Annotated in this window: 16 protein-coding genes; 11 read left to right on the forward strand and 5 right to left on the reverse strand. The window is 37.1% G+C overall.

The annotated features are described in order from the left end of the window. Positions 1-5: 5 nt before the first annotated feature. Both HCD_RS03775 and ribE read right to left on the reverse strand, forming a co-directional pair. Positions 6-278 carry a FlhB-like flagellar biosynthesis protein gene (locus HCD_RS03775; protein ID WP_014659265.1) on the reverse strand — a complete coding sequence of 91 codons (273 nt, stop codon included), beginning with the start codon at positions 276-278 and terminating at the stop codon, positions 6-8. Then, entirely contained in the window at positions 279-893 is a 615-nt protein-coding gene (gene ribE / locus HCD_RS03780) for a riboflavin synthase (protein ID WP_014659266.1), read from the reverse strand. Between the two features lie 87 nt (positions 894-980). Between ribE and HCD_RS03785 the strand changes: the two genes are divergently transcribed. From HCD_RS03785 to mrdA, 9 genes are all read left to right on the forward strand, one after another. Then, positions 981-1,745 carry a TatD family hydrolase gene (locus HCD_RS03785; protein WP_014659267.1) on the forward strand — a complete coding sequence of 255 codons (765 nt, stop codon included), beginning with the start codon at positions 981-983 and terminating at the stop codon, positions 1,743-1,745. A 121-nt stretch (positions 1,746-1,866) separates the two neighbouring features. Further along, positions 1,867-2,973, forward strand: coding sequence for a lytic transglycosylase domain-containing protein (locus tag HCD_RS03790; RefSeq protein WP_014659268.1), 1,107 nt, complete (start codon positions 1,867-1,869; stop codon positions 2,971-2,973). 4 nt (positions 2,974-2,977) lie between these two features. Further along, positions 2,978-3,940: a septal ring lytic transglycosylase RlpA family protein gene (locus HCD_RS03795; RefSeq protein ID WP_014659269.1), complete on the forward strand. Its 963-nt coding sequence runs from the start codon at positions 2,978-2,980 to the stop codon at positions 3,938-3,940. After that, positions 3,937-4,431, forward strand: coding sequence for a KdsC family phosphatase (locus tag HCD_RS03800; protein WP_014659270.1), 495 nt, complete (start codon positions 3,937-3,939; stop codon positions 4,429-4,431). Before HCD_RS03795 ends, HCD_RS03800 begins: the two co-directional genes overlap by 4 nt. Beyond that, on the forward strand, positions 4,406-4,999 hold the full coding sequence (locus HCD_RS03805; protein WP_014659271.1) for a hypothetical protein: 594 nt from the start codon (positions 4,406-4,408) through the stop codon (positions 4,997-4,999). The genes HCD_RS03800 and HCD_RS03805 overlap by 26 nt, the downstream gene beginning before the upstream one ends. After that, positions 4,999-5,562 (forward strand): lipopolysaccharide transport periplasmic protein LptA, encoded by a 564-nt coding sequence (lptA, locus tag HCD_RS03810; RefSeq protein ID WP_014659272.1) that lies wholly within the window; start codon positions 4,999-5,001, stop codon positions 5,560-5,562. The genes HCD_RS03805 and lptA overlap by 1 nt, the downstream gene beginning before the upstream one ends. Beyond that, a complete protein-coding gene (gene yihA / locus HCD_RS03815) occupies positions 5,562-6,215 on the forward strand; it encodes a ribosome biogenesis GTP-binding protein YihA/YsxC (protein ID WP_014659273.1) in 654 nt (217 codons plus the stop codon). The genes lptA and yihA overlap by 1 nt, the downstream gene beginning before the upstream one ends. Beyond that, a complete protein-coding gene (locus HCD_RS03820; protein WP_014659274.1) occupies positions 6,200-6,646 on the forward strand; it encodes a hypothetical protein in 447 nt (148 codons plus the stop codon). The genes yihA and HCD_RS03820 overlap by 16 nt, the downstream gene beginning before the upstream one ends. Continuing rightward, positions 6,627-8,429, forward strand: a complete 1,803-nt coding sequence (gene mrdA, locus HCD_RS03825) for a penicillin-binding protein 2 (RefSeq protein WP_014659275.1) — start codon at positions 6,627-6,629, stop codon at positions 8,427-8,429. Before HCD_RS03820 ends, mrdA begins: the two co-directional genes overlap by 20 nt. Here mrdA and HCD_RS03830 read toward each other — a convergent pair. After that, positions 8,426-9,232, reverse strand: coding sequence for a MetQ/NlpA family ABC transporter substrate-binding protein (locus tag HCD_RS03830; RefSeq protein WP_014659276.1), 807 nt, complete (start codon positions 9,230-9,232; stop codon positions 8,426-8,428). The two genes, mrdA and HCD_RS03830, sit on opposite strands and share 4 nt — an antisense overlap. Positions 9,233-9,393: 161 nt before the next feature. After that, positions 9,394-9,990 (reverse strand): peroxiredoxin, encoded by a 597-nt coding sequence (locus HCD_RS03835; RefSeq protein WP_014659277.1) that lies wholly within the window; start codon positions 9,988-9,990, stop codon positions 9,394-9,396. A gap of 223 nt (positions 9,991-10,213) precedes the next feature. On the opposite strand from HCD_RS03835, the gene HCD_RS03840 reads away from it, so the two are divergent. Continuing rightward, positions 10,214-11,212, forward strand: coding sequence for an ABC transporter substrate-binding protein (locus tag HCD_RS03840; protein ID WP_014659278.1), 999 nt, complete (start codon positions 10,214-10,216; stop codon positions 11,210-11,212). Positions 11,213-11,241: 29 nt separating this feature from the next. On the opposite strand, the gene HCD_RS03845 is transcribed toward HCD_RS03840, so the two are convergent. Beyond that, the gene (locus tag HCD_RS03845) at positions 11,242-12,408 is read right to left on the reverse strand and encodes an FtsW/RodA/SpoVE family cell cycle protein (protein WP_041594823.1); all 1,167 of its coding nucleotides are present in this window, start codon (positions 12,406-12,408) and stop codon (positions 11,242-11,244) included. Positions 12,409-12,615: 207 nt separating this feature from the next. Here HCD_RS03845 and flgB point away from each other — a divergent pair, with 207 nt between their 5' ends. After that, positions 12,616-13,038 carry a flagellar basal body rod protein FlgB gene (gene flgB / locus HCD_RS03850; RefSeq protein WP_014659280.1) on the forward strand — a complete coding sequence of 141 codons (423 nt, stop codon included), beginning with the start codon at positions 12,616-12,618 and terminating at the stop codon, positions 13,036-13,038. Positions 13,039-13,052 lie beyond the last annotated feature (14 nt).

Below are 13,052 nucleotides of genomic sequence, written 5' to 3' on the forward strand. Positions count from 1 at the left end.
TTTATTTACTTTGACATTTGTGCGTCATTTTCTACGCTATTAAGCCACAAAAACACTTGCACCACGCTTTCATACAATTCTTCTGGTATCGCACTATCTAATTCCACCTTTAAAAGCGAATCTACTAGCACAGGATTAGAAAATAACGCTATATCGTATTCTTTAGCTTTTTGAATAATCCTTTTAGCCACTTCGCCTACCCCACTTGCTACCACTTTTGGGGCATGATCTTGCCCCATATTATAGGCTAGAGCGGCGGCTTTTAGGGTCTTATTCATTCAATATCCTAAGGTTAAAGCATCTGATTCTTCCCAAGAAAGGGCTAATTTATTGTGGCGTTTTAACAAGCTTGCGACACTGCGAACTAACAAATCGGTTTCAATATTTACACGCCTTTTAAGTTTGTAAGTTTTAAAAAGGGTATTCTCTAAGGTATAAGAGATAATTGTCAACCAAAACCCCTTTTCTTCAACCTTACTCAAAGTTAAACTCACCCCATCAATAGCGATAGAGCCTTGCTCAATGCATAACAAAAGCGTTTCTTTAGAAGCACTGATAAAAAAATCCACTTGATTAGCATTTTGAATGATATTCTCAACAACCCCTATAGCATCAATATGCCCTTGCACAAAATGCCCATCTAAGCTAGCGTTAGCTTTTAGAGCTGGCTCAATATGGACTAAATCCTTGTAATTCTCTAATGCCACGCTCATTTGGGTTTTTTGACTTAGCTCTACGCTAAAATGCTTAGCGGTGCTTTCTATAGCCGTCAAACACGCTCCATTAATGGCAATGCTATCGCCAAGCTTTGGATTCAAATCGCTTTCAATCGTTAAAACATTATTTTGAAAACTCTTTACTTTAGCTATTTGAGTGATTAATCCGCTAAACATAATTGATTGTTGCTTTCCTTATGTTAAAATGCCCCCTTATTGTAACATAATTAAACCCCTAAATAAAACCCACAAATTAGGATAAAAATGTTTGTAGATACGCATTGTCATTTAGACCACAAGGATTATGAGAACGATTTAGAACAAGTCTTACAGGACGCTTTAAATTGCGGTGTTTCTAGGTGTGTCATTCCTGGTGCAGATATGAAAGATTTAAACAGAGCCATAGAAATTAGCGAAAAATATGAAGGCGTGTTTTTTGCCATAGGAGCTCATCCCTATGATGTTAGTAGCTTTGATAAAAGCTTGTTTGAAAAATTTGTTACACACAAAAAATGTGTTGCAATAGGCGAGTGCGGACTAGATTACTACCGCTTGCTTGAATTAAATGAGCGAGAGACTTATAAAAACAAGCAACAAGAAATCTTTATCAAACAAATTGAATTTTCTATTGAACATCACAAGCCTTTGATTATTCACATTAGAGAAGCGAGTTTTGATAGCTTAGAGATTTTAAAAAGCTATCCTAAGGCTTTTGGAGTGTTGCATTGCTTTAACGCTGATAGCATGCTCTTAGAATTGAATGAACGCTTTTATTATGGAATAGGGGGGGTTAGCACTTTTAAAAACGCCAAAAAACTCATAGAAATTCTGCCTAAAATCCCTAAAAATAGGCTTGTCTTAGAGACTGATTCACCTTATTTAACCCCACACCCTTTTAGAGGCACAAGAAATAGTCCTACCTATATCCCTTTAATCGCTCAAAAAATTGCCGAAATACTTAGCATAGAAATTGAAGAGCTTACCCATTTAAGCACCTATAACGCTCAAAAGCTCTTCAGCTTGCCCTAAAAGAAAGGGCTGTTTGTAAAAGTATCATAAAGTTTAGCTATAATCAAGGCTACTTTTTAAAAAGCTCTTGTGCTATAACTAAGAACAATAAATTACACCATAGGATTTTGTATCAAAAAGAATGAAGTGTTTTAATAAGAAGTGGTTTTTTTCTCTTGTTGCTAGTATGCTTGTTTTCATTACTTTGGGGCATTCTAAAATAGCCTTTGAGTCTGGTATAGACACTAAGACTTTAGAAGCCTTTGGAGTGAATGCGAGCTTTTTGTCTCAAATGCCAAACGCTCTAAAAAACATGGACGAAGAGCAAGAATGGCAAAAATTAGTTCAAAAATTTGACGCTAATTATCGGTTTATCCCCATTATTAAGAGCATGTTAAGAGAGGCTAATGTGCCACAAGAATTTTTGTTTTTAGCGATGGCTGAGTCTCGGTTTTCAACAAGGGCTTATAGCCATAAAAAAGCGGTAGGAATTTGGCAATTCATGCCAAGCACCGCTAAAGAATTACACCTTAAGGTCAACCACTACATTGATGAGAGAAGAGACCCTATTAAAAGCACCAAAGCTGCCATCACTTACTTGAAAAGATTATATAAGCAAACCGGCGAATGGTATTTAGTGGCTATGGCGTATAATTACGGCTTACGCAAGGTTCAAAACGCTATTAAAAACGCTAAAAGTTCAGATATTAAAGTCCTACTAGATGAAGATAAAAAATATTTGCCTAGAGAGACACGCAATTATATCCGCTTGATTTTAAGCTTAGCATTGAAATTCAACAACCTAGACAATCTCAGAAACAAGGAGTATTTACTCAATCGTGGGGCAAGGGTGAGCTTAGTGGGTATCCAACTTAAAAGACACACTTCCTTAGCCCAAGTCGCTAAAAATCTACACCTACCCCTAAGCACCCTAAAATCTTACAACCATCAATTCCGCTACAACTACTTACCTTCTAAAGCCCCTACTTACACAGTTTATATTCCTTATGAAAAACTCGCCCTGTTTAAACAGCGGCAATTCAAACAAGCAAGATGGGTTGAAACAAATCCGAAAAACCCTTTTATCACCCATGTAGTCCTACCTAAAGAGACCCTATTTTCCATTGCCAAACGCTATCAGGTCAGTATCTCAAGCATTCAACTAGCGAATAATCTTAAAAGTTCTAATATTCTTATCCACCAACGCCTATTAATTCCTGTTAATAGAAAGTTGCTCGCCATAAGGTAGTTTGATGTATTTGGCCTTAAAGATTTGCTTTCTAAGCCTTATGCTTTTCATCAGTGCTTGTGCCACCAAAAAAGAGAATGTGGCTACAAAAAATTTATCTTATAAGCACGAGAGCTTACGAGCTTATGAAAATGCTAAAGATTATGACCCTAAAACTAAAACAGCAACCTACAAACGCAATTTCTTTGAACGCCATTTCAAACACCAAAAAACCCCACAAGAAGCCCCACAAAATAGCGGCACAACAAACCAAACCCTAGATAACGGCATGCGTGATTCTAGTGCCATTCAGAGAGCCACCATGCGGCCTTATCAAGTGGGGGGTAAGTGGTATTACCCTACTAAGGTGGATTTGGGCGAAACTTTTGATGGGGTTGCAAGCTGGTATGGTCCAAACTTCCATGCAAAAAAAACCAGTAATGGCGAAATCTACAACATGTATGCCCACACTGCCGCTCATAAAACCTTGCCCATGAATACCATTGTCAAAGTGATTAACAAAGAAAATAATCTAAGCACTATCGTGCGTATTAATGATAGAGGGCCTTTTGTAAATAATCGCATTATTGATTTATCTAATGTGGCCGCCAGAGATATTGACATGGTTAAAAAAGGCACGGCTAATGTGCGTTTGGTTATCTTGGGCTTTGGTGGGGTCATTTCTAAACAATATGAACAAACCTTTAACGCTCATTCTTCAAAAACTTTGCAAAAGGAATTTAAAATCGGCGAAAGTCAAAAAAGCGTGAGTGGGGGAAGATTTTCCTTACAAATGGGAGCCTTTAGAAACCAGTTAGGGGCTAGAACTCTAGCGGACAAGTTAGAAAAGCAGAGTAAAAATTATAGCGTTAAAGTGGTTTTAAAGAATGATTTGTATAAAGTCCTAGTTCAGGGATTTCAAAGCGAAGAAGAAGCAAGGGATTTTATGAAAAACCATAACCAAAATGCGATTTTAATAAGAGAATGATTAAGTTACTGCTTTTAGATGTGGATGGCACGCTCACTGATGGGGCGTTGTATTTTGATGAAAGCTTGCGAGAAATCAAAGCTTTTAATGTCAAAGATGGGCTTGGTATGGTAGTATGGAAGCAATTGAAAAAAGAAATCGCCATTATTACCGGAAGGACTTCAGCTATCGTGAAAAAACGCATGGAAGATTTAGGCATTCAACATGTTTTTATGGGGGTCAAAAATAAAGGCGTTATTGTGGAGCAACTCAAAAAAGATTTGAAGTTAAGCACGCAAGAAATCGCATGTGTAGGTGATGATTATAATGATTTGGGCATGTTTAAAGCATGTGCGTTAAGTTTTGCCCCTTTTGATGCACACCCTATTGTCAAAAAAAAAGCTAGTAAGGTGCTACAAAACTTAGGGGGCAAGGGAGCTGTGAGAGAAGCGATTGATTATCTCTTAGAATTAGAAGGCTTACACGATGAAGCTCTTAGGCTTTACCTCTAATAGTGTTTTAAATTTCTTCATCATCTTATCTGTTATTACCATAGGGCTTGTCTTTTTCTTTTTACACTCTCAGCCTACAGATATTGTTTCTAAAGAAAACATTCCTAAAATTGAATTAGAAAATTTTAAAGCCTTTCAAATGAGCGAACAAATCATTGATTTGTCTATAGAAGGCAAAAAGGCTCTGCAATATGATGATTATGAAATCTTTTTTGATTCTAAAATCAGTCGTTATGATGAAAATACCATTGAAAGTGTCAAATCGCCCAAAGCTAAACGACAACAAGATTTATACTTCTTTCCTAAGGGAGTAACTTATACAAGAAGCGATAATTCTAGTTTTTGGAGTGAAACAGGAATCTATAACCATAAAGAGCAAAGTTTTAGGGGGCAAGGTAATTTTATCCTTACTTCAAATGAAGGGGAAGTGAAGGGATTTGATATTTTCTATTCGCATGCTTTAGAAATCATTGAAGCTAAGAGCATTCAAGCTTATTTACGAATAGATGAAATCAAAGAAAGCCAGCAAAAAAACAAGAAGCGACCTACTTTAAAAGAGAGGATTTAATGCGTTTTTTATGGTGTTGCTTAGTTTTTATGAGTTGCTTTAGTATGAGTGCTAAAAATATCCATGACAAAGGATTGAAAAAAGAAGCCAAAAGGGAACTTTTAGAAATTACAGGCAATCAGTTTGTGGCGAATGACAAAACTAAAACCGCCATCATTCAGGGTAATGTGCAAATTAAAAAAGGAAAAGACAGATTATTTGCGGATAAGGTCAGTGTTTTTTTGAATGATAAACGCAAGCCTGAACGCTATGAAGCTACAGGAAACACACGCTTTAACATCTTTACAGAAGATAATCGTGAAATTAGCGGGAGTGCTAACAAACTCATCTACAACGCCTTGAATGGGGAATACAGATTGCTACAAAATGCTGTGGTTAAGGAAGTAGGAAAATCTAATGTGATAACCGGCGATGAAATCATTCTCAATAAAACTAAGGGCTATGCTGATGTGCTAGGAAGCACAAAACGCCCCGCTAAATTTGTATTTGATATGGAAGATATTAATGAAGAAAACCGCAAAGCCAAGCAAAAAACTCAAAAACCTAAGCAAGAGAAACCTTAATGATTGCCATTAAAGACGCTCATTTTGTAACTTCTTCCAGCAAACTTTCAGAATGCCCCGCCAGCTTAACTTCTGAAATGGTTGTTTTGGGGCGTAGCAATGTGGGAAAAAGCACTTTTATTAACACTCTATTAGGAAAAAATCTAGCTAAAAGTTCAGCGACCCCCGGAAAAACTCGTTTAGCGAATTTCTTCTCCACCACTTGGGAAGACAAAGAAAATGCTCTGACAACGACCTTTAATGTGATTGATTTGCCCGGATTTGGCTATGCAAAAGTTTCTAAAAGTTTGAAAAAAGAATGGGAAGGGTTTTTATGGGAATTATTGAGCGCTAGAGTTTCCATTAAACTTTTTATCCATTTGATTGATGCACGCCATTTAGGTTTAGCCATTGATAGGAATGCAAAAGAAAATATTCAAGCCCTTTTGAGACCCGACCAGGCTTATCTCTCTCTTTTTACCAAATTTGACAAGCTCAACAAGAACGAGCAACACCGCCTTTTTATGAATGCCCCTAAACCCTTTTTAATCAACGCCAGCCACTTCCACGCTCTTTCTTTGAAATATCCAAACCTTGAAGTCGTGCGTCAAACCCTTTTGAAATACTTGCTCACCAATCTCTCACAAGCCACAAAGTCATGCACCCTTCTTTAAGACGAAATTATCTCTATTCTTTACTATTAGGGTGCTTATGCTTTTATTTTTACAGCCTTTTAAGGGATTTAATTCCTTATTTGCCCCCTATGCTTGGGTTTTTATTTTTGCTCTATGCCAGAGTGTGCGAAAAGTTTTTAGCCACTTTAGGCGTGTTTTTATGCTTATTTTTGTTTGAAAGCATGCATTTGAAAACCTTGGGCGTTCTAGCCCTATTGTTTTTAATCTACCACCAGCTTATTTATAAAAATTCTTTGCGTTTTTTCCACAATGGCTTTTTTTTCAAGGTCTTGCATGTGTTTTTAATCTACTATCTTTTTTTATCGCATTTTGTTTCTAATTCTTTGAGCTTGAACTTGCTTGGACTTTTGGTGGTTTTTACGCTAATAGAGAGTGTTTTGTGGAGCGTGTATGAAAAATCTTCGTTATAACCTTTTGCTCTTTCTTTTTCTTGGGGTTTGGGGTTTATTAACCTTAAATCTCTTTATACTTGGCATTAAAAATCAGGAATATTACGAAAAGTTAGCTGAACGCAACATGACTAAAAAAGAGTTTCTGATTCCTAAAAGGGGGAATATCACTGACAGAAACCATGAATTTTTAGCGATTAATGAATTAGTTTTTGGGGTTTTTTTACCCAGTAGGCTCAAAAACAAAGAGCTTTTAGAAAAGATTGAAACCATACAGCAATTCTTTCCTAACCTTTCAAAAGAAACGCTTTTAAACAATTATCAAAAAGAAAATTCTCTCTATAACCATAATCTCATTAAAGTTATCGGCTTCATTCCTTATGCCACAATGCAACCCCTTTATGCCAAACTCATACAGGTTGAAGGGCTTTTTGTGCTTCCTTTAGACAAACGCTACTACCCTAACGCTTCTCTAGCTTCTCATGTCTTAGGCTATGTAGGGGTGGCAAGCTTACAAGATTTGAAAGATGATGAAGAAAATCAATACAGCCAAATTGTAGGAAAAACCGGCATTGAAAAAGAATACAACAAGCACTTACAAGGCAAAGTAGGCTATAAAATCATGCATGTGAACGCTCTTAATCAAGAATTAGCCACTTTAGAAGTTGTGCCACCAAGCACCAACAACCACTTACAGCTAAGCTTAGACAAACGCCTACAAGAAGAAGCTGATAAATTATTTGAAAATAAAAGGGGAGCTATTTTGGTAATGGATGTGAAAAATGGGGAGCTATTAGTGGCTGGAAGCTACCCTGAATACAATTTAAATGATTTTGTAGGGGGCATTAGCCAAGAAAAATGGCAAAACCTTCAAGATGATATTTATAACCCCCTACTCAATCGTTTTACTAACGCACTCTATCCGCCCGGTTCAGTGGTAAAAATGGGCGTAGGGCTGAGCTTTTTAGAAAATCTTAATATTAATGAAAACACTATTATCTCTACACCCCCCTATATTGAAGTGGGCAAACGAAAATTTAGAGACTGGAAAAGAACCGGTCATGGCAACTCTAATTTGTATAAGGCCATAAGAGAGTCTGTAGATGTGTATTTTTATAAATTTGGACTTGAAATATCCATAGAAAAACTCTCCAAAACCTTAAGGCAAGTGGGTTTTGGAGAAAAAACAGGCATAGATTTACCGAGTGAATTTATAGGGATTGTGCCTGATAATTTATGGAAACTCAAACGCTTCAATCAGGACTGGAAAACAGGCGACACATTGATTACTGCTATAGGACAAGGCTCTTTTCTAGCCACACCCTTACAAGTGCTAGTTTATACAGGACTCATCGCTACAGGCGAATTAGTTACACCCCATTTTGCTTTAAATAATCAGCAACCCCCCAAAGACCCCTTGAATAATTTTCAAAAAAAGAAACTTCAAGCTTTACGCATAGGCATGTATGAAGTGTGCAACCATAAAGATGGCACCGCCTATTATTCTACCAAAGGAGCCAAAGTAACTTTAGCCTGTAAGACTGGCACCGCACAAGTTGTAGAAATCCCCCAAAGCATGATAGAGCGTATCAAGGAGAAGGATATGGAATATTTCCACCGCTCGCACGCTTGGATTACAGCATACTTGCCCTATGAAAACCCTAAATACGCTATTACTATTCTAGTAGAGCATGGAGAAGGGGGGTCAAAACTTGGAGGCTTATTAGTTAAGATGAGCAACAAGCTCTCTGAGCTTGGCTATCTCACCCCTAGTAAAAAGACTCACACCCCAAAGAAAAACTAGAAAGCAGGAATAATCGCACCCTTAAAGGTGTCTAAAATAAATTGTTTAGTCTTATCGCTTCTAAGGGCTTGAACCAATCTTTTAACCCCTTCATCTTGTGCGTTATCTTCACGAGTGGCTAAAATATTAGCGTAGGGCGAATCTTTACCTTCTGAAAATAAAGCGTCTGTAAGCTTTGCTTGCAAGGCATAATTTCCCGGCACTACAGCCCCATCCACATCAGCTAAAACTTTGGGCAACATAGCAGATTCTAAGGGCTTGATTTTAATATTATAAGGATTTTTAATAATATCAAACTCATTAGCGTATAAATTGCTTGGGTCTTTGAGCGTGATAATCTCTTGCTTGTGCAATAAAATCAACGCCCTACCCTGATTGCTTGGGTCATTTGGCACAGCAATTACAGAACCTTTCTTGAAATTCTTCATGCTAGTAATTTTTTTAGAATAAAATCTTAAAGGCTCTACATGAATGCTTGCCACATCAACCAAGTGCATCTTTCTGTCTAAATTGAATCTATCCAAATAGGGGCGATGCTGGAAAAAATTCACATCTATAGAACCATCATTAAGAGCCAGATTAGGCAGCACATAGTCTGTAAAAGGCACGATGGTTAAAGTAATCCCTTGTGCTTTTAAATCTTCTACTACAGATTGTAAAATCTGAGCATGCGGAACAGGCGTAGCACCCACCTTGATTTCTTGAGTGGGTTCATTTTTTTTCTTATGGTGCTTTGCTTGCAAGAGATTAAAAAGCCCTAAAGTAACCATAACAACACAGATAATACGCTTCAATACATTCATAAAAGTCCTTTATTGCTTGAATTTAAAAACTAATCAAAAAATTTCATAAAGAGTAAAAACGACACAGAAAAGTTGAGAAACAAACAGAAACTAGACAGAGAAAAGAACCTAATCAAGAAAATCCAAACTCTCTCTTGATTAAGCGACAGGTTAAATACAGATTAAAGCTTATCAGCGTGGTCTTTGAGATACTCTGCAACGCCCTCAGCCGTAGCTTTCATACCCTTATCACCTTTTCTCCAACCAGCTGGGCACACTTCACCATATTCTTCAAAGAATAAAAGTGCATCAACCATGCGAAGCATTTCATCTACATTTCTACCTAGTGGCAAGTCGTTGATAACTGCGTGTCTTACTTTCATATTCTTGTCAATCAAGAAAGAACCTCTCAATGCAATCGCTTCTTCAAACAATACATCATAGTCTCTAGAAATACTCTTAGTAATATCAGCTACCATAGGGAAAGACACCTGACCGATGCCACCTTTTTCTACAGGGGTGTTCTTCCAAGCAAAATGCACTTGCTCGCTATCAATAGACACGCCAATTACATTGAAACCTTTTTCTTGAAAGTCTTTCACTCTGTGGTCAAACGCAATGATTTCTGAAGGGCATACGAAAGTAAAGTCCTTTGGCCAGAAAAAAAGAACGGCACCATTTTTACCTAAATTCTTAGAAAGCTCAAAGCTCTCATCAATTTGATTGTTGCCTAAAACAGCTGGTGCCTTAAAGTCAGGGGCAAGTTTTGTAACTAACATCTACAACTCCTATTTATATTTTTTATTAAAATTTTATCAAACCAAAATTTTGATTGTCGTTTTCCAAAAAAGGAAACATAGCGAAGTATATTCATAAAAGGTTAATGAAAAGATATTTTCTTTCACATTTTAAGAATTTATGAAAAATAGTTTCATTTTTACTATTTTTATTTTCTTAAATGTTATAATTATTCTATAAATCATACCACACGAAAGGATTACCATGCTAATCACCCGTTTTAAAAAGGCTCTAGCTCCCTATTTTTTCATGTTTTTGATTTCATTGACCCTGAATGTTTCTAGTGCTTCTGTTGAAGAAATCAAAGTCAAAGACTATTTTGGGGAACAAACCATACAATTACCTATCTCAAAAATAGTTTATATCGGTAGTTATGTAGAAGTGCCCGCAATGCTTGGCATTTGGGATAGGGTTGTAGGCATTTCTGATTACGCTTTCAATTCAAACATTGTAAAAGCCACTCTCAAAGACCCTAAGCATATTAAATCCATGAGTAGCGACCATGTAGCCGCACTCAATATTGAGCTTTTGAAAAAACTTAGTCCTAACTTAGTGGTAACCTTTGTGGGTAGCCCTAAAGCTTTAGAGCATGCTAAGAAATTTGGCATTTCCTTTCTCTCTTTTCAAGAGCGGAGCATTAAGGAAGCTATGCAAGCAATTGAGTCTCAGGCTAAAGTCCTACAAATTGATGCTTCTAAAAAATTTGCAAAAATGCAAGAAACTTTGGATTTTATCAAAGAGCGTTTAAAAAATGTTAAAAAGAAAAAAGGTGTAGAGCTTTTTGACAAGCCCAATAAAGTCAGCGGTCATCAAGCCATTAGCTCGGATATTTTAGAAAAAGGGGGCATTGATAATTTTGGCTTGAAATATGTCAAGTTTGGGCGTGCTGAAATCAGCATGGAGAAAATGGTTAAAGAAAACCCTGAAATCATCTTCATTTGGTGGATAAGTTCGCTTAAACCTGAAGATATTTTAAACAATCCCAAATTTTCTACCATAAAAGCCATAAAGAATAAGCAAGTCTATAAACTCCCCACAATGGATATAGGCGGACCTAGAGCCCCACTCATAAGTCTATTCATCGCTTCAAAAGCCCACCCTGAAGCCTTTAAAGGCGTAGATATTAATGCGATTGTGAAAGATTATTACAAAGTTGTTTTTGGTTTGAGTGATGCAGAAATTAAACCATTCCTATGGCAATAATTCTCATCGCACAAAAGGGCTAACACTCTTTAGCCCTTAGCATATCGTGCAAGGCTAAGAACTAGTCCGATAGCAACACAATTAGCCAGAAGCGAACTGCCCCCATAGCTCAAAAACGGCACCGCTAGACCTTTAATAGGAAAGATCCCCCCCACTCCAAAAGCATTAATCACAAAAGAAAACCCTAACAATAACACCACCCCCACGCAAAACAACGCATATTTTGGTTCTTTCAAGCGATTAGCAATTCTAAATACCAACACAAGCAAAACAACAAATAACATAACACAAACACATAGCCCCAAAAAACCCCATTCTTCCGCAATTCCAGCTAAAACCATGTCTGTATGCACTTCGCTCAAAAACCCAAGTTTGATTTGCCCTAGTCCTAGCCCCTGCCCAAGCAACCCCCCATTATGCATCGCATTACCCGCATGAAAGACTTGATAGGATTCTGGCAAATCGCTAACCTTAAGAGCGTTCGCTAACTTATCTGGCAAGAGCGTAAAAATGGTGTTTTGTAAATTAGACCACCACAATTTCAAACGCAAAATCCTATGAGCGCTTGTAACAATCGCTAAAACACTAATAGCAAATGCCCCCGAAATAATCAGACTAACCAAGTGTGCACTCCCCCCAGAAAAGACTAATAACACCGCCAAAACTGCCCCCAAAAGGATAATCTGTCCCAAATCATTTTGCATAACCCCAACCACAAACGCTAAGAGCAAAAAAACAAGTGAGTAAGGCACGAAAGTAATAAATTCTTCTTTTACGCTGGCTTTATCCTGTAATACAAAGGTGCGAGACAAACTCCACGCAAGAAAAAAGGTAAAACCAATTTTTAAAAACTCCAAAGGGGCTAGAGAGAAAAAACCCAAACGAATCCAACGCTTCGCTCCCCCTGCACTACTTGAAAGGCTTTCTGGCAAAAAAACCATGCCAATGGTTAAGAATAATGGAAGAAAGAATAGCAAGAATCCCAAACGACTAAACCATTCATTAGGGTCTAATTTAGACAATCCCCACATAATAGTAATTCCCATCACAGCACTCAAAAGCTGTCGTATGAAAAAGTGGAACTCCCCATAATGATACAACACTATTGTGGTGTAACTTGAAAGCGAATAGCTCATCAACACCCCTAAAAAAATCAACAACGAAGCACAAAAAAACAAATTTCTACCCATAGCCATTTATCCTTACTAACTCAGTTTAATTTTTTAAAATTAGCGTTACAATTAAGGTATTTTAGAGATATTTTACACTATAATGGATTGAATTTTTGCTCGCTTTGTAGCGTTTGAAAAGTGTAGCTACTATTCTAAGTGCACACTCTTTGAATAGCATGTGGAGTGTGTTTTGCGTGGTTTTTCTTAAGGTTTTGAAATGAAAGGGTTTTTATGGATTTTTCTAAGGCATTTGGGCTTGTTTATAAAGCATTAGATTATAGGGCTTTGCGTCAAGATATGATTGCTTCTAATATTGCTAATGTGGACACGCCTTTTTACAGACCAAGAGATTTAGACTTTGAAAGCGTTTTAGCTGAAAAGAAAGCTGAAATTTTTGAGAACCAGTCTGCTAAAGATTTATCTCTAGCCCACACTGACCCTAGGCATTTAGATTTTGAAAATAGCATTAACCATGGAGCGAGTCTCTTTTACAGAGATGGACATTTAGCTAAAAATGATGGCAATAGCGTGGACTTAGACATTGAAACGAGCGAAATGGGTAAAAACTCCACCATGTATTTAGCCCTAAGTACAGCGTTAAAAAAATATCGTAGCGTAGTGAATTACGCAATTGATTCTAGCAAGAATTTATAAGTTAAGGAAATAGC

Source organism: Helicobacter cetorum MIT 99-5656 (assembly GCF_000259275.1).
Classification (GTDB): Bacteria; Campylobacterota; Campylobacteria; order Campylobacterales; family Helicobacteraceae; genus Helicobacter; species Helicobacter cetorum.